The following is a 21914-nucleotide window of genomic DNA, read 5'->3' on the forward strand; positions in this document are numbered from 1 at the left end:
TCCATACTCGGGGTCACTCGGGTCACTTCATGTAGCAGCAGTACAGATTCAGTTATGTAGTTGGTGCTGAGGACGGCCGGTTACGCTTGTTTGTTAGGCCGGCAGCCCTTTTTTGCCGATGAGGGTTAGGGTCAACAGTGCAATCAGCAGCAGGACAATTGTTGCTCCCGGAGCCAGGTTCCATACCCCTGCAATGACTAATCCGGAAGTGACGGCAATCTCGGCAATCGCCACGGACAGAATGACCGAGGACTTGAAGCTCCGAGACAGCAGCAGACTAATCGCAACAGGAATGGTTAACAGCGCAGAGACCAGCAGCGAGCCGACAATCTTGATCGCCGTACTGATCACCAGGGCCGTTAACACCGTGATCAGCATATTGAGCAGTTTCACCGGAAGTCCGCTGACACTGGCCGCATCCTCCTCGAAGCTGAGCAGGAAGAATTCTTTGAAGAATAAGGTTACGACCACCACAACCGCAATCGTTACGATTCCCACCACAATTAGATCGGTAGTATTCAGCGTATAGATGCTGCCGAACAGATAGCTCATTACATCTGCATTATACCCTTTGCCCAAGGTGAAAAAAAGCGAGGCCAGCGCTACACCGCCCGACATAATGATCGCAATGGACAGTTCAGCGTAGCTTTTGTAGGCTTTGCGCAGCTTCTCAATGGCAAATGAGGCCACGACTGCAAAGATCAGCCCCGCACCCAGCGGGTAAAAGCCGGTCAGAAAGCCCAGCGCGACCCCGGCAATCGTAACATGCGCCAGTGTATCTCCGATCATGGACAGACGCCGCAGCACCAGAAAAACGCCGATCAGCGGTGCCGTAATGCCAATCATCAGCCCTCCGGCCAGCGCCCGCTGGAAAAAATCACTAAACAGGATTTCCAAGATGATGTTCTCCTACCTTTCAAATGTGAAACCTTTCAATGGGAAAGCTTTATCGAACCCTTTTTCAAATCCTTGTTCGATCCCTCCCAAACCCTCCCTTCCCGAAGGGAGGGCCCCAAGGGCTCTGCCCTCTGGACACCCGCTAAGTGCAATTGGCGTGGGAGGACCGACTTGCGGCGCTTAGGAACGTTTGCGGAAGGATCGCTTTGCCTCCCTGCGGGATACGCTTCACAGGGGACGGGATCTACTTACGTTACAATACTAAAGATCAAAAGACTAAGATCAAAAGACTAAGGGATCGTCCTATGTTGCACAATGGACGATCCAAAAACAGACTTGAGCGTCCTATGTTGCACAATGGACGATCTGAAAACTGACTTGGTCGTCCTATGTTGCACAATGGACGATCCGGACAGCACCCCACCCCTTAATTGCAGAACGTACAACAGAATCGCCACTTTTGAGCGGTTAATCGGGTTCTGTTGTATTTCGTACAATGGATATTGGCAGAAGGGCTGGAAAAAGGCCCATTTCAAAGAAACTAATGTACAAACTGCAACAGAACAGTAAAAAGGGCAGAAATTCGGGCAATCTACTGTACAAAATACAATAGGCTGCAGTTCTAGCATACCGTTTACTGATCAGGGTAACTATCCTCTTATCAGCCAATTTCAACGATCAGGATATCAGGACAACGTATGCTGCAAATTGTCAACGGCGCAGTTCTGCGCCTCGTGCGAGTGGCGGCAGTAGAAGTTGATTTTACCATTCTTCTGTACCGGCTCACTGCCCAGGTAATTCTTCATCATGTCGATATCATGCGAGACCATCAGGAAGGTCATATGGTGATGGGCATGCATGTGCATGATCAGCTCGAAGAATCCGGCCTGGGTCTCGGCGTCAATGCCGACGGTAGGCTCATCCAGAATCAGCAGATCCGGGTGGTTGATCAGCGCGCGGGCCAGGAAGACACGCTGCTGCTGGCCGCCGGACAGCTGGCCGACTCTTTTCTCGGCGATGTCCTGAATCCGCATCACTTCCAGTGCATCCTCACACTGCCGGTGCTGGGCCTTCGAGACCCGCCGGATCAGATTCTTGTTGTTGTACAGACCGGACAATACGACCTCACGGACGGTTGCGGGGAACAGCGGGTTGAACGCATTCTTCTGCGGCACATAGCCGATCCGCTCCCAGTCCTTGAACTTCCTTACCGGCTGGCCGAATAATTTGATCTCCCCGCTGGTGGCCGGCAGCAGGCCGACGATCATCTTAAGCAGTGTCGTCTTGCCTGCACCGTTAGAACCGAGGATACCGAGGAAATCACGTTCTTTTACCGTATAATTCAAGTTCGAAATGACCTTCTGTTCCCCGTAGGAGAAGGACAAATCCTGTATTTCGATCATATGCTGATGGCAGTCCAGGGATACCGGTTGCATGTGAAGTACCGCCTTTCACTTATACTTTCCTTATTATTGTAAGGCCAGAATGAGATTTTGCAAATTTTTCTCCATTAACGTGAAATAGTTGTCCCCGTTCTTCTGCTGGGCCTCGGTCAGTCCTTCTACCGGGTTCAGCACCATCGTGGATACACCGGTCTCACTTGCCAGTGTCTTAGCCAGCTTATCGGATACAAGCTCCTCGAAGAAAATATAACGGATGCCCTCTGCCTTAACCAGCGCCGCCAGCTTCACCAAATCCTGCCCGCGCGGTTCAGCGTCCGGCGACAGCCCCATAATGGCATGCTGCGACAGGCCGTAGTCACGTGCCAGATACGAGAACGCCTGATGAGATACGACAATCTCCTTGTTAGGCAGCTTGCCCAGCTCTTCAGTGAACTTCAGATCCAGTGCGTTCAGGCGGTCCACGAGCTTCAGATAACGCTCTTCATAGCCTGCGGTATGCGCAGGATCAACAGCTTGAAGACTTTCCTTGATATTCTTAGCCATCACAAGCGCCGATTTCGGACTTACCCAGGTATGCGGGTCGGTGTGCAGGCTGTCGCCATGCCCGTCTGCTTCAGCTTCTTCACCTTCATGACCATGATCATGCCCATCGTCTTCATCCGTTGTAATCAGCTTCACCCCTTGGCTAACCTCTACAGCCTTGGTCTTACTGTCACCATCAAGGCTCTTAAGGAAATTGGGTACCCAACCTTCCAGACCGGCTCCATTATAGAGGAACAACTGCGCCTTAGAAGTACTTATGATATCCTGGCTGCGCGGTGTCCAATCATGCGGCTCGACCCCTACAGGAAGCAGGTTGATTACATTGGCTTCGTCGCCACCGATTTCGGCAGTGAATTCATATATAGGATAAAAAGTAGTTATAACGTTCACTTTTCCTTCAATAATGCTTCCGCTGCTCTTCGGTCCGCATGCCGCCAGCGACAGCGTAAGCAGCAGCACAGCAGCAAGCAGCAGCCCTTTTTGCAAGCTTTTTGTTACCATTTCTCTATCGACCCCTTAAATCGTAAAATTTACTATTAGAATTATAATAGTAATGGTTACGATAAGTCAACTCCGATCTGCATTTCGTAGTATCTGCAAGGCGCCCTGTACCCCGTTATCTTGGAGCAAAAAGAAGCAATCCCCGCTGCCTGTGGCTTGCGGAGATTGCTGTACGGTCATTATGTGAATGCCCTTCTTGGCATTCTTATTTCACAATCGCTCCGTTCGGCATGCTGTCCGGCACGGTAGCAATGGTCAGCTGCTCGCCCTTGGAGGCGGCCAGGATCATGCCCTGAGACAGCTCACCGCGCAGCTTCACCGGCTTCAGGTTCACAATGCAGATCACCTTGCGTCCCACCAGCTCCTCCGGTGTGTAGAACTTCGCAATGCCGGATACCACCTGGCGCTGCTCATAGCCAAGATCCAGCTGCAGCTTCAGCAGCTTATCCGCCTTCTTCACTGGCTCGCAGGCGATAACCTGGGCTACGCGCAGCTCCGCCTTGGCGAAATCGTCGATGCCGATTTCTTCCTTATGCTCCTCTTCCTCCGGATCGGCAGCTGTCGCATCCGGAGTCACAGCAGCCGCTGCCGGCGCCGCCTCTGCAGCGGCCGGCTTCCCGGCTCCCATCGCTTCGGCGATGTACGCTACCTCCTGCGCCACATCCAGGCGCGGGAAGATCGGGTCGCCCTTCACCAGCCGGGTGCCCGCTGGAATCAGGCCGAAGGATCGGCCGCTCTCCCAGGTGGTCAGCTCGCCCGGCTGAATGCCCAGCTGCTCCCAGATCTTCGCCGGAGCGCCGGTCAGGAACGGCTGGAGCAGGATGGACGCGGTGCGCAGTCCCTCGACCAGGTGTCTCATTACTGAAGCCAGTTCAGCGCTGCGGCTCTCGTCCTTGGCGAGCACCCAAGGCTGAGTCTCGTCAATGTATTTGTTCGTCCGGCTGATCAGCGCGCCGATGGCAGTCAGGGCTACGGAGAATTCCATCTTCTCCATCGCTTCTTCCACCTTGGCGTAAGTACTCTGTACTACCGCCTCAAGCTCACCGTCAAATGCGGTCACCTGGCCGGCATAAGCCGGAAGCTCGCCGCCGAAGTATTTCTCCACCATTGCGCCAGTCCGGTTCAGCAGGTTACCCAGGTCATTGGCCAGATCGTAGTTAATACGATCCACGAAGCTCTCCGGCGTGAAGGTTCCGTCCGAGCCGAAGGGAACCTCGCGCAGCAGATAATAGCGCAGAGCATCCAGGCCGTAACGGTCAATCAGAGTTACCGGATCGACCACATTACCCTTGGATTTGGACATCTTGCCATCCTTCATCAGCAGCCAGCCGTGCGCGAACACCTTCTTCGGCAGCGGTTCGCCAAGTGCCATCAGAATGATCGGCCAGTAGATCGTATGGAAGCGGACAATTTCCTTCCCGACGATATGTACATCCGCAGGCCAGTACTTGTCATACAGGCTGCGGTCCTCCGAGCCATAGCCAAGGGCCGTAATGTAGTTAGTAAGCGCATCGATCCATACATACACTACATGCTTCTCGTCGCCTTTTACCTTAACACCCCAGTCAAAAGTCGTACGGGATACCGCCAGATCCTCCAGACCCGGCTTGATGAAGTTGTTAATCATCTCGTTCTTGCGGGATTCCGGCAGGATAAACTCAGGGTTCTCCTCGTAGAACTTCAGCAGACGGTCAGCATACTTGCTCATGCGGAAGAAGTAGCTCTCCTCCTTGACCAGTTCCACCGGGTGTCCGCTGTCCGGACTTTTCCCTCCGGTAATCTTGCCGTCAGCATCACGTTCAATATCCACCAGTTGGGTTTCGGTGTAGAAGGTCTCATCCGAAATACAGTACCAGCCTTCGTATTCCCCTTTGTAGATATCCCCTTGCTTCAGCAGGCGGTCAAAAATATCCGCAACCACCTTCTTATGGCGCTCCTCCGTGGTACGGATGAAATCATCATTTGAGATGTCCAGCTTCTTCCACAGATCCTTAATGCCGACTACAATCCCGTCCACGAACTCCTGCGGGGTCTTCCCGGCCTTGCCGGCCTTCTCTTCAATCTTCTGCCCATGCTCGTCCGTACCCGTCAGATAGCGCACCTCATAGCCGCGCAGCCGCTTGTATCGGGCCATCGCATCACCGGCTACCGTGGAATACGCATGCCCGATATGCAGCTTGTCGCTCGGATAATAGATCGGTGTTGTTAGATAAAAGGTTTTGTTCTCACTCATTACTTCATCATCCCTTCGTTATCCCTAATCGTCCATTTCACACAAAAAACTCCCGCCCCCTATATGGGGCGAGAGTAAACTCACGCGATACCACCCAACATTCCCCGGCTCCTCACAGAGCACAGGCTTCGTCAGTTCCCTAACGGAACTGTCCATTAACGCTGGAACACGCCGTGCGCTTACGCAGACCCGGCTTCAGGCCTTCCGCTCGAACACAGTTCCTCCCGGACCATATTCAATCTGGCGTCCCATACCGGCTCCCAGCAGCCCCGGCTCTCTGTAATGGTGTCCACATCTACTTATCCGTTCCTCGGAATATCACTTATTATTCAAAATATACCCATCCCGGCAGCCCATGTCAAGTCGTATGCAGCGGCTTGTCCCCTGATGGCTGCTCTTTGCGCGGCGGCACCGGGTCAAGTCCTCCCGGATGGAAGGGATGACAGCGGGCGATCCGCCTGGCTGCGAGCCATGAACCCTTGAGCGGCCCATGAACCTCAATAGCTTCCAGCGCGTAAGCCGAACAGGTCGGGTAGAACCGGCAGGTGGCGGGCTTGAGCGGCGAAATGAACTTGCGGTAGACCCGGATAGGAGCCTGTACCGTTCTTCGTAAATTAGCCATACTCAGCGTTCCTCTTTGCCGCGGAATGCCCCGGCCCGCTCTTCTTCTCTTCCCTGCTCACAATCCTTGCAGTAGCCGAAGACCTCGAATTTATGCTTGACCACCCGGAACTGATCCGGCGGATCGGTTAGATTCATCGGGCAGAATTGAATCGGGTACGTCTTCATACACTGCAGACAAATCATATGGTGGTGATGGTGATCCTGACTACAGCTTGCTTTGAATTTGACGCCTTCTTCAAATACAATCTGCTCCAGCACCCCCAGCTCCTCCATAACGCGCAGGTTGCGGTAGACTGTATCGAAGCTCAGCCCGCTATACTTACGGCCCATATGCTCATATACATCCTTCGCAGACAAATATCCCGTATTCTCGCCGAATAATTTGGCAAGCGTCTTGCGCTGATCGGTGATTCGCAGCCCCTGCCCCGACATGGCTTCCAGGATTTGATCTGTCGACAGCATTCGCTCATCTCCCATAACATAGGTCGTTTGTGTTGTACTCTCTTTATAATGCCCCAAAAGCACTGCCCCGTCAATAAATGTGCCCGTTACCTGCCCGCATCAGCAGACGTGCGGCAGAATACAAAAACGGCAGCCGCCCCCTCAGGAGCGCTGCCGTTTGTATTGTAGAAAAATTATTTTTTCGCCGGAAGCGGGGTGAAGACAAAGTTAACGGGCAGGTTGCTGCCGGAAGCGACGGAGAACACAATCTCTACACGCCCTTCATACTCTCCGGTACGGTAGATGACAGCATTCGTGTCTGATGATTTGCCTAATGTGCCCTTATTGGGCAGGTTCACCATTGTGCCGTTTACAAGCAACGGTCCCAGATAAGGACCCCCGCGCGGGTTGAAGGTGATCAGCGTGTTTGCTGCAACACGCTCCAGTACGATTTTGTAAAGTACCCCGAAGTTACCAGCATTGGAAACAACCGTTCCCTTCATTGGATCAATACCGTCCAGGTTCTTGTCAAGTTTGTTGTCCCCCAGAAGCAGCTTGCTTTGCGTGGCACCCACCAGATCGGTGACGTTCATGATCCGCGTAGAATCTGGAAATGTTCCGCGGGTATGCACACCGTCGCTGTCAAGAATAGGCAGATAAGGAAGCTCAGCAACCGGATCTTTGCTCTCCTCCACTATGACTACGTTATACTGAACCGGCAGATCACTGAACAGGTCTGCGCTCAGCGACATTACGTCTTTAGGCTTCATTGCATTTTTGTTCAGGTCAGTCATAATCGGAAGACTTTGCCCCGGCTGCAGGGTAATTTGCGATTGAGCCGAGCCGGTAATCATGGAGTTAAAGTATTTCTCCATCGATACTTTGCCCGTATATTCCGGTAATGTCACGGGACCGGCAACCCCCAGATACTGGGTAGTAATGGTTGTTGGATACAGGTTGTTGTTCGTAGCAATCACATAGAGCTTCTGTCTGGTAGCCATATTGTTCATATGATGCACAAGGAAGCGTGTATTGCCCACAGAGCTTTCACGGTACAGTACACCTTCCGTATTAACGGTCTCTGGGCTGTTGCTGCGGATCAGGTTGTAACCTTCGGACGACAGCGTATACGGCAGATTCGGAAGCGACGGAATCATCCCGCCGTCCATGCTGATGATATCCCCCGGAATGGTGAACAGCTTCGTTACTTCATCCTGTGTATACAGTTGTTCATTGGTGATTGTAATCGTCTTCTCAAAAGTACTGCTAAGACCGCGCTTGTCCGTAACCGTCAGCTGAATGGATAGCGGTCCCGGGTTAAAGTACGCCAGAGAACGATTGTTCCAGACGGCAGTCAGCTCTTCATTCTCAGGATCATAGCTGGTATCGGTCAGCGTTACCGGCTCACCCATTTTGTATTCTTCTTTATCTGTTGTGAATTGGGCCACTGGCGGCTGATTAGGCTGCAGTACCTGGATTGTGACCGGATAAGGATCACTCCACATATTATTGGCATCCCGCACCGAGTAGGTAACCGTATAGAAGCCCGCCTGATCATAGATATCCCGCTTATTGTCGCTCCACCGTTCTTCAACAATCGGCGTACCGTTCGGCGAAGAGCTGGAGGTCACATAATTCACGGTAGTCTCACCGGCATAGATTTCCTTAGGCTGAACTGTGAAGGAAGCCGTCGGCTTCGTATTCAGCGTAAGAATAACCCGCTTTTGTACATTATCTACAGTATAAGGAATATTAAGTGCATAGGTAATCGAGGTTAACGGAATCATGAAGGTACCTTTGAACTGGTAAGCCGGTCCCTTCATGGTGAACTTAGTACCATTGACGGTATAGATTTTGCTGTCTGTTTTGAAGCGCATAATGCTGGTTCCCTTAGTCACAATGACCTCTTTGGTTTTGGCATCATACGTGAAGGCAACGCCAACCATTTCCACCATTGCGCGAATGGATACGTAAGACACGCCGTTCTTGACTGCCATCGGCTGATTGGCCGTGTAAGGCGTACCATTTCTGAACATCTTGTTGCTGTTCATCATCAGAATAAGCTGGCCTCCTCCTGTAGCAGAGGTAGTCATGCTTGGATTCATAGGAGTATCCGTAAGCGGAGTTGCTGTAGGCATAACCGCATCGGTCGGAACAGTACCGTCCACAGGAGCTGCTGTTGCACCTGGAACAACAGTAGCGGCCGGAACCGGTGTCGCTGTCACTGCCGGAATGCCTTGAACCGGTGATGCTGTAGGAACTGGTGCCGGTGTTGGAGTCGGTATTACTGTGCCTGCCGGCGGCTCGGTTACCAGCGGCGGCAGCGGATCCGTTGACTCGGGCTGAAGCTGTGTGTCAGCGGGGTTTGCCGCTTCGTTAACGCTCTGAGGTGTTGTACTCTCTGTGCTGACAGGCGCGGCCCAAGCCGGAATGGCTGCAGCGACTTGCGATACAGCCAATACTGCCACTAAAAATACTTTTTTCAAATTCATTGTACGACTCCTTCTGCTCCCATTGTAGTGTATAAGGCAGGTATCTTCATTACTTTCTCTCCACCTTATATTCCCCGTAAAAACGGGAGCCGTCCTCTTCAGGACGGCAGAATATTTTGCCACGTTCATTTTACAAAACATAGTATTAGACGCATGTTATAGCGAAAAGTTTCATTCTGTGTAAAAAGAAAACAAAAAAATAACGACCGCCCCCTGTACCTGGGCAATCGCTATGGCCGGCAACCTGCTAGGTACGGGCATCGGCCGTCCTGAACCTGCTGCGGTATTCCTTGGGGGTCATTCCCGTCTGCTTCAGGAACACCTTAGTGAAATAACGGCGTTCCTGATAGCCGATACCCGAGCTGATGGCGGTGATGCTCTTATCGCTGCTGGCGAGCATGAATTTGGCAGCTTCAATCCGCTGCTGGGTGACATACTCCACGAAGGTCACCGCGAAGCGGTTCTTGAAGAGCAGGCAGAAATAACTGCTGCTAATGCCAATCGTATTCGCCACCTCATCAATACCGAGATCTGTGTGCAGGCGCTCCGTAATGAATTGTGCGGCTTGATTCATCAGCTGCTCCGGTGTTTTTTTGACAGGCTCGTCAGCCGCAGGCACTTCCTGAAACAACGGGATGCTGTTGTACAATTTGTCCTTATACTGCCTGCTGCGAATCCGGGAGCCGATCTCCCGCACCTTATCGCCAAGCTCCCCGTAATGAATCGGCTTGCAGATATACTCCTTCACCCCGAGCCGGATCGCTTCACGCGCATAATCGAATTCCTGGTAGCCGCTGAGCAGCAGCACCTCGCTCGTAAGCCCCATCTCCCGCAGCTTGCCTATGAACGTCAGCCCATCCATCACCGGCATGCGGATATCGCAGAGCACCAGATCAGGCGGCGTTTCCTCGGCGATGCGCAGCGCCTCCATCCCGCTTCGTGCCAGCCCCGCAACCTCCATCCCCATGTCCTCCCAGGGCAGTACAGTATTGAGATTGCTCAGAATGGGCGCTTCATCGTCAACCAATAATACTTTTAGCATAATGGCCTTCCCCCTGCCCGTATTTCGGAATGACGCACTGGATAATCGTTCCTTCCCCAGGACTTGCACATATGAAAATCCCATATCTGTCGCCGTATTCGATCCGTATCCGGTCTGCGACACTGCGTACACCCAGCCCCCGCCGCTCCAAATGAATGCCCTGCCCCGGCTTAGCTTCCGGCTGATGCTCTGCAGCATCATTCACCATATATTGGAACATAGACAGCTGAGACGGGGTCATCCCGATTCCGTTATCCTGTATCCGCAGTAACAGATTGCCTTGGGACTCCCATACTTTGACACTCACCAGACCCTTATACCCGATCCCCTCAAAACCATGCTGAATGCTGTTCTCCACCAGCGGCTGGAGCGTAAGCTTCAGAATCCCGCAGCCCAGCAGCTCTGGCGGAATCTCAAGCTCATAATCGAACAGATCCTCGAAACGGAACTTCTGGATATCCAGATAATTGCTCAGATGCTTAACCTCTTCCTCCAGCGTAATCTCATCCCTGTCCTGAATGCTGATCCGCAGAATACTCGCCAGCCGGTAGACCATCTCACTGACCTTGCGGCCTTCATTCTGCACAGCCAGCACATTGATCGATTCCAGGGTATTGAACAGAAAATGCGGCTTGATCTGTGCCTGCAGCACACGCATTTCCGCTTGATTCTTGCGCTGCTGTTCCAGATGAACCCGGCTGAACAACGAGTTGATTTTGTCCATAAGATCATTGAAGCCTCTGGCCAGCAGCGTCATCTCATCGTTGCCCTTCTCCTCGACACGGGTAGTAAGGTCTCCGTCCTCTACCCGGCGCATGAAGCGCACAATTACAGCAATCCCGCCTGTAATCCGATTCATGAAGAACAGATTGAAGATGACCGCCCCCAGCAGGCACAGGAACATCACAATAACGAACCAGCGGGCGAACACCGTCACCTCATGAGACAAAGTATCCCAAGAAGTGATGGAGACCAGACTCCAGGGATACTCCTTGAGATGGTAGACCGACAGAATGCTTTTCTCGCCGCCGAACTGCGTCTTGAAGCTCTGAAAGCCGGGCTTAAACGTAATATTCTTCGTGGTGAAGCTGCGGAAATCCTGCCCGTCCAGCTTCCTGTCCGGGTCCAGCAGAATCATTCCGTCATCGTTAACCAGCATGAAGGACACCTTCTGGTCGGTGCCCCCGATCTTCAGATTGCGGAAAATCGACTCGAACTCCCAGTTCTTAATCTGCACCACCAGAATGCCGATATTCTGAAAGAAGCTAAGCTCCTTAATCAGCCGAATTTGCGTGAATACAGCCTCTGTTCCAGTCAGCTCAGGATATTCATGCGGTGCCAGCCATTTCGGAACCCCGTTCAGCTTCATTACTTCCTGGTACAGCTCACTGCCTTTGAACTTATCATAGGGCAGGGTGCGGAAATTCTCCTTGTTGAAGACCGAGACGATCTCCGAGCTCCCTTTCCCGTTGAAATTGTACAGGAAAGCATAGCTGATCGACGGATGGTTATAGAGCAGACTGCGGAAATTACGCTGGCTGGCATTCAGGCTGAGCTGCTCGGCATCAGTTAAATCCTGCTTGGAGGGATCATCCGCACTGAGCGCCATATGAAAGACCGAGGTGGCAATTCCGTTGTCCGTCACATTGTCCATATCCTTGAATACATTAGAAATGCTGTAGCTGATCGCTTTGAGCGAATATTCAGACTGCTGGCTGTATTTCTTCTCAATGGAATTATAAGTCACGAAGAACATAATCATGCCAAGAATGAACAGCGGAATGATAATCAGGCCTAAGAATGCCGTAAACAATTTGTAGCGCAGATTCATCGGCTGTTGCTCCTGACATGATTAATGTTATCCTTTTACACTGCCTGCGGTAACACCTTCAATAATCTTCTCCTGCAGAATCGCATAGATCACTATGACCGGAACCACGCTGAAGACGATCCCCGCTGACATCTGTGCGTAATTCATCTGGTACTGATCGCGGAACTGAACCATCCCCACGGGGAGCGTACGCAGCTCGTCATTGGAGAGGAAATAGTTAGCTAGCAGGAATTCATTCCAATTTCCCAGGAAATTAACAATGAATACCGTAACCATCGCCGGAACTGTCAAAGGTACAATAATTTTAGCAAAGATACCCTGAGCCTTCAAGCCATCAATGACTGCAGCTTCTTCAATTTCACTGGGCAGCGAACGCATAAATGCCGCCAGAATAATAATCGTGAACGGGATTGCATTGGCAATGTAAGGAATAATTAGCGCCCAGTGAGTATTGAGAATATGCAGCTTACGGACAATCGTATAGATAGGCAGCATCAGCGCGTTGTTCGGAATCAGCATCCCGATCAGAACCAGCGAGAACAGAATCTTATTCCACTTCCCCTGGCGCATCCGTGTGACCGCGAAGGCGAACATAGACGCCAGCAGAATAGACACCACAGAAGCAAGAATCGAAATATATAAGCTATTGAAAAAATAAGTACTGATCTTGGCATTCACCCAGGCTTCCACATAGTTGGACCATTCGAAGCTCTTCGGAATACCGAAGGGATGGAGGGCAATCGCATTGTTATCCTTCTTCACCGAGGAGAAGAGGACGAAGAGAAACGGGAACAGCACAATTAACAGATAACCCAGCAAAGCGATGTGCGGCAGACTTTTCTTCAGCAGGCGCGGCATCAGTATTCAATCCTTTCCGTACGGCGGGCAAACACCAGCTGGTAGAGGGCGGTTACCACAAGCGTGAACAAGAAAATCAGAACAGCGATCGTATTGCCGTACCCGTATTTGAAATTGGTAATCGCATACTTAATCATATAGGTGGCCATTACCTCAGTTGAACCCGCCGGGCCTCCCTTGGTCATTACGATAACGATATCGGCAGCCTTCATCGCTCCGGCAATCGAGAGCATAATCACTACCGAGATGATCGGTACGATCAGCGGCAGAGTGATGCGTGTAGCCCGCTGGAACCCCGTAGCGCCATCAATGGCCGCTGCTTCATCCAGCTCCCCGGGAATGGAGAGAATCGCCGCCAGCACCATCACAATGTAGAATCCGGTCCACTGCCAGGCATTTGTAATCAGAATCGACAGCATGGCGAACCGTTCGTCCGACAGCCAGTAGACCGGTTCAATTCCGACCAGACCCAGCACTTTGTTGAACAATCCAATGTTCGGCTCGTAGATGAAGCCCCAGAGAATGCCTATTACTGCGGTAGACATAATGGATGGCATGAAGACCGCCGTCTTGTACAGCCCCTTCAGCTTCTTCACATTGGCGATCAGTAAGGAGAAGAACACAATCAGCGGCACCTGTATGCCTACGGAGAACAGAATAAACCAACCGTTATTTTTCACAGAAATCCAGAAGCGTTCATCTCCAAGAGCTTTCTTGAAGTTGTCCACTCCGGCATATTTGACCGTATCGGATACACCGTTCCAGCTGGTGAAGCTATAATAGATCGAGCTGAAGATGGGATAGACGAAGAACATAATGAACAGAACCAGTGCCGGAATAACGAACAGAATGAACACCAGAGGATTTCTCAGTGCCTTATTCATAGCTACCTCCATATTGCTTTTCTTTTGAAAAATGCACCCTGGAGCAAGCACCAGGGTACATGTAGTTCACCGCTTCTTATTCCACTGTCGCATTGGCCTCTTCCTGTATCTTCTGAAGCGCTTCACCCATCTTCTCAGGAGTCGTCTGCCCGCCGATCAGGCTTTGAATCTGGATATTACTGATCTCAGTGGTGACATCCGCCTGCACCAGCGAGTCAAAGGCCGGGAAGGACGACTGGGAGCTGTTCAATACCGCGACAATCTCACTCATCAGATCATCCGTAATATTCTTATTCAGCACAGCCGGATCGATCTTCATGGCAGGCAGGACTCCGTCCTCTACCAGACCACGCAGCTGCATCTCTTCATTGAACATATTTTTAATGAAGGATTTCACTGCTGCAAGCTGCCGCTCGTCTTCACCCGCCGAAGCGGAGAAGCCATAACCGTTGTTCACATCGCGCATCAGCGCTGTCTGATCCCCCACTCCGCCTTCTACTGCCGGAATATTGAAGAACCCGACCTTACCGATTAGGCCTTCGCCGGATTGTCCGGCCTTGAATACGGAAGATTTCCAGGTCCCGTCATACATCAGGATTGCTTCTCCGCTGGTGAACTGGGTAGTATATTCAGCATACTCGAAGCCCAGCTCGCCCTTCTTGAAGTAGCCTTTATCCACCCATTCCTTATATTTCGCCAAGCCCTTGATTACATTCGGATCATTCCACTTCGCTTCACCGGTAGCGAACTTCGCAGTCACATCCGGTCCGGCATAACGGGACCAGAGATGATTGGCCAGCATCAGCGGTACCCAGCCTGCTTTGGAGGCACCGGCCATTGGCACTTTACCATCCGCTTTAATATCGGCCAGCTGCTGCTCCAGTTCGGCAAAGGTCGTCGGAGCCTTCCAGCCCTTACTTGTATAGTATTCTTTATTATAGAAGAAGCCTTCTCCCGAGCCGCCGATCGGCAGACCGTAGATTTTGCCTTCATAGGTGAACGGGTCCAGATTGGAGAACTTGTCTTTGATGCCTAATTCATCAAGGATCGGGGTCAGGTCCAGCAGCTTACCTTCTTTGGCATAGATCTTGGAGTCTGGACTACCGAACAGGTCAAAGATCTCGGGAGGGTTACCAGCTGCCATTTCACCGCGCAGCTTCTCCTTACGGTTCACATCCGAATCTACACCATCAAGCTTGAAGGTCAGTCCAGGCACATCCGCCTGTACCTTACCCACCACATCCTCCAGAATAGCCAGTCGTTTCTGCTTGTCTGCCCCAACCTGAGTATGACGAATCGTCATCTCGAAAGGCTCCGCACTGGCAGGTTCTTCAGTGGCTGCCGCGTTGGTGGCTGCCGCCTCTTTCGTCGCCGCCGGCTCTGTCGTTGCAGCCGCATTGTTCTTGTTGCCTCCACAGCCTGCCAGCAGCGCTGAGCTTACGAACATCAGGGACAACAGCAGTGTTAGACTTTTTCTCATTACGGGTGACCCTCCCTATTTAATGATTTCCCTTACAATTCTAATTATAGAAAAACATATTTGTAATCGTAAGGTTAAGATTTATCTTCAATAGGGATAAAATCCTCTAATGAAAGCGAATTCAGTCAGGTTTTCTGACATACAAAAAAGCGAAACTCCTCAGAATAGAAGCTCCGCTTTCGATAATTATTATATTTATTTAGACCAATGCAGACTCTTTACGCCCCTCTTCAATCAGCCGGTACGCACGCTGCACTTCTTCATCGGAAGGTGACTCCACCCCTTCAAGCTCATAGGGACGGCCAAGCTCTTTCCATTTGTAGATTCCCATTACGTGATAAGGCAGAATTTCAAACTTCTCCACTCCATTTAAGGTGCCAATGAACCGGCCGAGATTCTGTAAATCCTCTTCTTTATTATGAATGCCGGGAACATAAACATGGCGAATCCACATTTTACGGTTATTATCAGATAACCAGCGGGCCAGCTTCAAAGTACGGTCGTTGGACTTGCCGGTTAGTTTGATGTGCGCTTCATCATCAATATGCTTCAGATCCAAGAGCACCAAGTCGGTAACATCCAGCAGATCGCTGATTTTCGATCCATCATTATAGCCGTTAGTATCAAGCGTGGTATGCAGATTCCAGCGTTTCTTCACCTCGGTGAACAGTTGCTTCACGAATTGCGCCTGGAGGGTTGGTTCACCGCCGGATACGGTTAGCCCGCCGCCGGACGATTTATAATAATTCAGGTAAGGCTCAATTTCCGCCAGCACTTCCTCGACGGTCATTTCCTTGCCTTCATTCAATTCCCATGTATCCGGGTTGTGGCAATACTGACACTTGAGCAGGCAGCCCTGCATAAAAAGCACGAAGCGGATACCCGGGCCATCCACCGTACCAAACGTTTCCAAAGAGTGGATATGTCCTTTAAGCATGAGATGTCATCCTTTCAAAAAAACTTAAAATTTTAACCACTTTCAGACAAGAGTGTACCGCCCTCTTGCAAGGGCGGCAGCTCTTAATTCATTTCAGTTCTTGTAGAACAAGAATGCATCTTACATGGAATCGTGGAATGTACGGTTGATAACATCCATCTGTTGTTCACGGGTCAGCTTGATGAAGTTAACAGCATAGCCGGATACGCGAATGGTCAACTGTGGATAGTTCTCTGGGTGATCCATAGCATCGAGCAGCTGCTCACGGTTAAATACGTTAACGTTCAAGTGCTGAGCGTTATTGTGGAAGTATCCGTCCATCATGAAGACAAGGTTGGACTTACGGGAATCTTCGTCTTTACCCAGTGCCTTAGGAACGATAGAGAAGGTATTCGAGATACCATCCTGTGCATCGGAGTAAGGAAGTTTGGCAACAGAGTTCAGGGATGCCAGGGCACCCTTCTTGTCGCGTCCGTGCATTGGGTTAGCACCAGGAGCGAATGGTTCGCCTTTTTTACGTCCGTCAGGAGTAGTACCAGTCTTTTTACCATATACAACGTTCGAAGTGATAGTCAGTACCGATTGAGTCGGCACAGCGTCACGATACGTTTTGTTTTTGCGGATCATCGACATGAAGGTTTCAACCAGTTCAACTGCGATGCCGTCAACAGCGTCGTCGTTGTTACCGTAGCAAGGGAATTCACCCTCAGTTTCAAAGTCGATAGCAATGCCTTCTTCGTTACGGATTGGCTTAACCTTAGCGTATTTGATTGCACTCAGGGAGTCAGCAGCAACGGACAGTCCGGCGATACCGCAAGCCATCGTACGCAGAATGTCGCGGTCATGCAGCGCCATTTCGATACGTTCGTAGGAATATTTGTCATGCATATAGTGAATGATGTTCAGCGTGTTGACATAAGTCTTAGCGAGCCATTCCATCATTGGTTTGAAGCGTTTCATTACTTCGTTGTAATCCAGATATTCAGAAGTGATCGCAGGATATTCAGGACCTACCTGAGCACCGGATTTCTCATCTTTACCACCATTGATTGCATACAGCAGAGCCTTAGCCAGGTTGGCACGGGCACCGAAGAACTGCATTTGCTTACCGATACGCATTGGGGATACGCAGCAGGCAATTGCATAATCTTCACCCCAGTATGGACGCATTACATCATCGTTCTCATATTGGATGGCGCTGGTTTCAATAGATACCTTGGCACAATATTTTTTGAAGCCTTCAGGCAGCTTCTCGGACCACAGTACAGTCAGGTTTGGTTCTGGTGCTGGTCCCAGATTGTACAGGGTATGCAGGAAGCGGAAGCTGTTCTTGGTTACGCGAGTTGTACCGTCTTCGGCCATACCACCGATGGATTCTGTCACCCAAGTAGGGTCACCGGAGAACAGGTCGTTATAGTCAGGCGTACGCAGGAATTTCACAATACGCAGCTTCATTACGAAATGGTCAACGATTTCTTGTGCTTGCTCTTCAGTCAGAGTACCTTCTTCAACGTCGCGTTGAACATAGATATCAAGGAAGGAAGATACGCGTCCCAAGGACATTGCCGCACCATTCTGTTCTTTAACAGCTGCCAGATAACCGAAGTATACCCATTGTGTAGCTTCTTTGAAGTTGACAGCCGGTTTGGAGATGTCCATACCATGAGCTGCAGCCATTTGTTTCAGTTCGCCCAGAGCACGCATTTGCTCGGACAGCTCTTCACGCAGACGGATAACATCTTCTGTCATGGAGTCTACTTCGAGTTCAGCCAGTTGCTGCTTCTTGTCTTTAATCAGGAAATCAATACCATACAGAGCAATACGGCGATAGTCGCCGATGATACGTCCGCGGCCATAAGCATCAGGAAGACCTGTGATTACGCCGGATTTACGCACAGCTCTCATATCTGGTGTATATGCATCAAATACGCCTTGGTTATGCGTTTTGCGGATGTTCGTGAACATGTCAACGATATTCTGCGGAAGCTCGAAGCCGTAAGCCTTAGTAGCATCGATCATCATCTTGATACCGCCGAACGGTTGGATGGAACGTCTGAAAGGCGCATCAGTCTGAACGCCGACAATCTGTTCCTTGTCCTTGTCAATGTAACCAGGAGCATGGGAAGTGATAGTGGAGACAGTATCGAGGGAAACGTCCCATACGCCGCCTCTTTCTCTTTCTTCCTTACTCAGCTGGGAGATAATCTTCCACAGTTCAGTAGTATTGCTGGTAGGACCTACGAGGAAATCTTCATTTCCTTCATAAGGCTTGATGTTCTTGGCAATAAAGTTATTAACGTCAACTTTCTTGGACCATGTGCCTTTTGTGAAATTTCTCCAGCCAGACTTAACCTCTTGTACTTCTTTTTCAATCACCGACATGCTAAATCCCTCCATTTATATTTAGTATATTTGTAGAGATCGCGGGCTTGAAGGTTAATCCCGTGTCTCGTGATCCCATGAGCTATGGTTGTTATAAAATTCACAATCGCATCTTCATAACCGGGACCGTTGTTTATATAAACATTTTAGTTTATTTTCTGAAAAAGGACTGTGACAAATATCACTCTTTCGGTGATATTTGTCACTTCCATCCAGTCCCATATTAACCTTTAACCTTATTCTTTGTCAGGCAACCGTTAATTAATTATCGAATTTGCCGTAGAATGCGTTGCGGTAAACATCAGCAAGCTCGGATACCAGCGGCATTTTAGGGTTGGCAGTTGTACATTGGTCTTCAAATGCACGGTCAGCCAGATAGTCTACACGGGATTCGAAGTCCTTAGGATCGAAACCAAGAGCCGAGAAGGATTCTTCGATGCCAAGTTTTTTGTTCATGTCGCGGATCGCATTGATCAGGCTGGTTACGCCTTCTTCGGTAGTGCGTGCTGGCAATCCCAGAATACGGGCAATTTCAGCATACCGTTCGTCAGCTACAAAGTGCGAATATTTAGGGAACGAAGCGAACTTCGTAGGCTTCTTGGCATTGTAACGGATAACATGCGGCATCAGGATTGCATTGGTGCGGCCATGCGCGGTGTGGTACTGTCCGCCCCATTTGTGCGCCAAGCTGTGGTTAATCCCCAGGAATGCATTGGCAAAGGCCATACCGGCAAGTGTCGATGCGTTGTGCATTTTCTCACGGGCCAGTTTGTCGCCTTGCAGTGCGGATTTCTCCAGCCACTGGAATACCAGCTGAATAGCTTTGATTGCCAGACCATCGGAATAGTCACTGGCCATTACAGATACATAAGCTTCGATTGCATGTGTCAATACGTCCATACCTGTATCGGCAACTGCTGTTCTTGGCAAGCTGTATACAAACTCAGGATCGATAATAGCTACGTCTGGAGTCAGCTCATAGTCAGCCAGCGGATACTTAGTATTATTACCCGTTGTCTTATCTGTGATAACTGCGAACGAGGTTACTTCGGAACCTGTACCGGAAGTTGTAGGAATCGCAACGAATTTCGCTTTGTTGCCGAGCTTAGGGAATTTGTATACCCGTTTGCGGATATCCATGAACTTCTGCTTCAGGCCGTTGAAGTCTGCATCCGGATGTTCATAGAACAGCCACATTCCTTTGGCAGCATCCATAGGGGAACCGCCGCCGAGTGCGATGATGCAGTCCGGCTGGAATCTGTTCATCATTGCCGCACCTTTTTCTACAGTAGTTGTCGATGGATCTGGTTCAACTTCAGAGAACACTTCGATGGCTACTGGAGTCTGACGTTGACGCAGATAATGCTCAACTCTTTCAACATATCCGAGCTTCACCATCATAGGGTCAGTGATAATAGCTACGCGTGTAATATCAGGCATTTTGGCCAGGTACTGAGTGGACCCCTTCTCGAAGTAAATCTTGTCAGGTACTTTAAACCATTGCATATTCACGGTACGACGGTTCACCCTTTTCACGTTGATCAGATTGATGGCAGTCACGTTCTGCGATACCGAGTTGCGTCCGTAAGATCCGCAGCCCAGTGTCAATGAAGGGATATTAGTGTTATAAATATCACCGATTGCGCCGTGTGTGGATGGCGAGTTGACGAGAATACGTCCGGTCTGCAGACGGTTGGAGAACTTCATGATAACTTCTTCGTTGTTGGAATGGATAGCCGAGCTGTGGCCCATGCCGCCAAATTCAACGATTTGAGCTGCGCGTTCGATACCCTGGTCAGCATTCTTCACTTTGTAGCAAGCCAGAACCGGGCTCAACTTCTCAGCGGACAATGGATATTTAGTACCTACACCTTCAAGCTCAGCTACAAGGATCTTCGTTCCGGCAGGAACCTGAATGCCGCACATTTCAGCGATCTTCACAGCGGATTGGCCAACGATAGCCGGGTTAACCGCACATTTCTCTACGTTCATTGCGCCGCTGGTCAGCTTAGCCGCTTCTTCTTTGTTCACAAAGTAACAGCCGTTTGCAATCATTTTCTTCTTCACTTGATCGAAGATAGCTTCTTCAATGATGACAGCCTGCTCGGAAGCACAGATCATACCATTATCGAAAGTCTTCGACAGGATAAGGTCAGTTACAGCCTGATCAATGTCAGCACTCTTCTCAATGAAGGCAGGCACGTTACCAGGACCTACGCCAAGTGCCGGTTTGCCGCAGCTGTAAGCTGCTTTGACCATTGCCGATCCGCCGGTTGCCAGAATCAGTGCAACGTCCGGATTGTTCATCAATGCGTTTGTTTTGTCCATTGTAGGAAGCTCAATCCATTGGATGAAGTTCTCTGGTGCGCCGGCTGCTACGCCTGCATCATGCAGAATTTTGGCTGCTGCCGCACTACACTCTTGCGCTGACGGGTGGAAACCGAATATAATAGGGTTACGTGTCTTCGCGGAAATCAAAGCTTTAAACATTGTGGTGGATGTTGGGTTGGTAACCGGTGTGATACCCATAATGATTCCGACTGGTTCAGCAATTTTCTGGAAGCTGTCATAAGCGTTATCCTCAATAACGCCTACAGTCTTGTCGTACTTAATTCCGTGCCAGATATATTCAGTGGAGAAGATGTTCTTCGTAATTTTGTCTTCGTATACTCCGCGTCCTGTTTCTTCAACTGCCAGTTTTGCCAGGTACATATGCTTGTCGAGTCCGGCCAGCGCCATTGCATGAACGATTGTGTTTGTCTGCTCTTGATCCAGGCCCATGAACGCTTCGTGGGCTTTCTTTGCTTTATCCACCAAAACCTGAATATACTCTTCAGCGGTGGTTTGTTTCACTTGGGCGGCGACTTCGTTTTTAACTGCCATCTCCCTCGTCCTCCTGTCAATTTTTAGGTTGTTTCTTTCTATACATTTATCTTAGCACATCCTTTTCACCTTGTATAGTGAAATCTTTCACAAAGTTTAAAGTTTTTTTTGAGTTGTTTTCAAAGCGCTTTCATTCGATCATTTACCGGTATTTTTTCCATATTATATGCATTATTTAATTAATATTTGTCTATTCTGCGAACGCAATACGGTAGTCTGCAGCGTTAATGGCCCATCTTGCCTTGCAATGCCAGTTGGGCTTCGGTAATTTTGCTCATGAATGCCAAGCCGTCACTTCAGTTCATCCGCTGCTCTTCTATAGAATAACTCTGACGGTGTGAATATAAATATAAATCTCAACTTTACAAGTGGAAACGGAACCGTCCTTTTAAAGGACGGTTCCGTTTCAGCGAGAAATAGAAGGATAAGTTATAGTGTGCAACATATAAATTCTTATATTTTAAAAAAAGGAGACAGCATCTC

At 50.1% G+C, this 21914-nt stretch carries 15 protein-coding genes; all 15 read right to left on the reverse strand.

The window, feature by feature from the left end; translation table 11 throughout:
- Nucleotides 1-93: 93 nt before the first annotated feature.
- Entirely contained in the window at nt 94-897 is an 804-nt protein-coding gene (locus tag C162_RS23740; RefSeq protein ID WP_036698438.1) for a metal ABC transporter permease, read from the reverse strand.
- A gap of 686 nt (nt 898-1583) precedes the next feature.
- On the reverse strand, nt 1584-2333 hold the full coding sequence (locus C162_RS23745; RefSeq protein WP_036698440.1) for a metal ABC transporter ATP-binding protein: 750 nt from the start codon (nt 2331-2333) through the stop codon (nt 1584-1586).
- A 33-nt stretch (nt 2334-2366) separates the two neighbouring features.
- Nucleotides 2367-3344 (reverse strand): metal ABC transporter solute-binding protein, Zn/Mn family, encoded by a 978-nt coding sequence (locus C162_RS23750; RefSeq protein WP_036698443.1) that lies wholly within the window; start codon nt 3342-3344, stop codon nt 2367-2369.
- A 205-nt stretch (nt 3345-3549) separates the two neighbouring features.
- Entirely contained in the window at nt 3550-5577 is a 2028-nt protein-coding gene (gene metG, locus C162_RS23755; protein ID WP_036698445.1) for a methionine--tRNA ligase, read from the reverse strand.
- A 358-nt stretch (nt 5578-5935) separates the two neighbouring features.
- Entirely contained in the window at nt 5936-6199 is a 264-nt protein-coding gene (yidD, locus tag C162_RS23760; RefSeq protein ID WP_036698448.1) for a membrane protein insertion efficiency factor YidD, read from the reverse strand.
- A gap of 2 nt (nt 6200-6201) precedes the next feature.
- Nucleotides 6202-6663, reverse strand: a complete 462-nt coding sequence (locus C162_RS23765) for a Fur family transcriptional regulator (RefSeq protein ID WP_036698451.1) — start codon at nt 6661-6663, stop codon at nt 6202-6204.
- A gap of 173 nt (nt 6664-6836) precedes the next feature.
- Complete coding sequence (locus tag C162_RS23770) at nt 6837-9134, reverse strand: copper amine oxidase N-terminal domain-containing protein (protein WP_036698454.1); 2298 nt, start codon at nt 9132-9134, stop codon at nt 6837-6839.
- A gap of 247 nt (nt 9135-9381) precedes the next feature.
- Entirely contained in the window at nt 9382-10176 is a 795-nt protein-coding gene (locus C162_RS23775) for a response regulator transcription factor (protein WP_036698457.1), read from the reverse strand.
- Entirely contained in the window at nt 10154-12007 is a 1854-nt protein-coding gene (locus C162_RS23780) for a cache domain-containing sensor histidine kinase (protein WP_036698460.1), read from the reverse strand. Before C162_RS23780 ends, C162_RS23775 begins: the two co-directional genes overlap by 23 nt.
- Before the next feature lie 27 nt (nt 12008-12034).
- Nucleotides 12035-12865, reverse strand: a complete 831-nt coding sequence (locus tag C162_RS23785; protein WP_036698462.1) for a carbohydrate ABC transporter permease — start codon at nt 12863-12865, stop codon at nt 12035-12037.
- Nucleotides 12865-13749, reverse strand: a complete 885-nt coding sequence (locus C162_RS23790; protein WP_036698463.1) for a carbohydrate ABC transporter permease — start codon at nt 13747-13749, stop codon at nt 12865-12867. The genes C162_RS23785 and C162_RS23790 overlap by 1 nt, the downstream gene beginning before the upstream one ends.
- Nucleotides 13750-13825: 76 nt before the next feature.
- On the reverse strand, nt 13826-15229 hold the full coding sequence (locus C162_RS23795; RefSeq protein ID WP_036698465.1) for an extracellular solute-binding protein: 1404 nt from the start codon (nt 15227-15229) through the stop codon (nt 13826-13828).
- A gap of 199 nt (nt 15230-15428) precedes the next feature.
- Entirely contained in the window at nt 15429-16166 is a 738-nt protein-coding gene (gene pflA / locus C162_RS23800; RefSeq protein WP_036698467.1) for a pyruvate formate-lyase-activating protein, read from the reverse strand.
- Nucleotides 16167-16286: 120 nt separating this feature from the next.
- A complete protein-coding gene (gene pflB, locus C162_RS23805; protein ID WP_036698469.1) occupies nt 16287-18548 on the reverse strand; it encodes a formate C-acetyltransferase in 2262 nt (753 codons plus the stop codon).
- Between the two features lie 261 nt (nt 18549-18809).
- Nucleotides 18810-21431 (reverse strand): bifunctional acetaldehyde-CoA/alcohol dehydrogenase, encoded by a 2622-nt coding sequence (gene adhE / locus C162_RS23810; RefSeq protein ID WP_036698470.1) that lies wholly within the window; start codon nt 21429-21431, stop codon nt 18810-18812.
- Between the last annotated feature and the right edge of the window lie 483 nt (nt 21432-21914).

Source organism: Paenibacillus sp. FSL R7-269 (genome assembly GCF_000517865.1).
Classification (GTDB): Bacteria; Bacillota; Bacilli; order Paenibacillales; family Paenibacillaceae; genus Paenibacillus_AQ.

What these genes read in the sequence shown, in the direction of transcription:
- C162_RS23745 (WP_036698440.1), bottom strand. Translation starts at nt 2,333, where the DNA reads ATGCAACCGGTATCCCTGGACTGCCATCAGCATATGATCGAAATACAG.
- C162_RS23750 (WP_036698443.1), bottom strand. Translation starts at nt 3,344, where the DNA reads ATGGTAACAAAAAGCTTGCAAAAAGGGCTGCTGCTTGCTGCTGTGCTG.
- metG (WP_036698445.1), bottom strand. Translation starts at nt 5,577, where the DNA reads ATGAGTGAGAACAAAACCTTTTATCTAACAACACCGATCTATTATCCG.
- yidD (WP_036698448.1), bottom strand. Translation starts at nt 6,199, where the DNA reads ATGGCTAATTTACGAAGAACGGTACAGGCTCCTATCCGGGTCTACCGC.
- C162_RS23765 (WP_036698451.1), bottom strand. Translation starts at nt 6,663, where the DNA reads ATGCTGTCGACAGATCAAATCCTGGAAGCCATGTCGGGGCAGGGGCTG.
- C162_RS23770 (WP_036698454.1), bottom strand. Translation starts at nt 9,134, where the DNA reads ATGAATTTGAAAAAAGTATTTTTAGTGGCAGTATTGGCTGTATCGCAA.
- C162_RS23775 (WP_036698457.1), bottom strand. Translation starts at nt 10,176, where the DNA reads ATGCTAAAAGTATTATTGGTTGACGATGAAGCGCCCATTCTGAGCAAT.
- C162_RS23780 (WP_036698460.1), bottom strand. Translation starts at nt 12,007, where the DNA reads ATGAATCTGCGCTACAAATTGTTTACGGCATTCTTAGGCCTGATTATC.
- C162_RS23785 (WP_036698462.1), bottom strand. Translation starts at nt 12,865, where the DNA reads ATGCCGCGCCTGCTGAAGAAAAGTCTGCCGCACATCGCTTTGCTGGGT.
- C162_RS23790 (WP_036698463.1), bottom strand. Translation starts at nt 13,749, where the DNA reads ATGAATAAGGCACTGAGAAATCCTCTGGTGTTCATTCTGTTCGTTATT.
- C162_RS23795 (WP_036698465.1), bottom strand. Translation starts at nt 15,229, where the DNA reads ATGAGAAAAAGTCTAACACTGCTGTTGTCCCTGATGTTCGTAAGCTCA.
- pflA (WP_036698467.1), bottom strand. Translation starts at nt 16,166, where the DNA reads ATGCTTAAAGGACATATCCACTCTTTGGAAACGTTTGGTACGGTGGAT.
- pflB (WP_036698469.1), bottom strand. Translation starts at nt 18,548, where the DNA reads ATGTCGGTGATTGAAAAAGAAGTACAAGAGGTTAAGTCTGGCTGGAGA.
- adhE (WP_036698470.1), bottom strand. Translation starts at nt 21,431, where the DNA reads ATGGCAGTTAAAAACGAAGTCGCCGCCCAAGTGAAACAAACCACCGCT.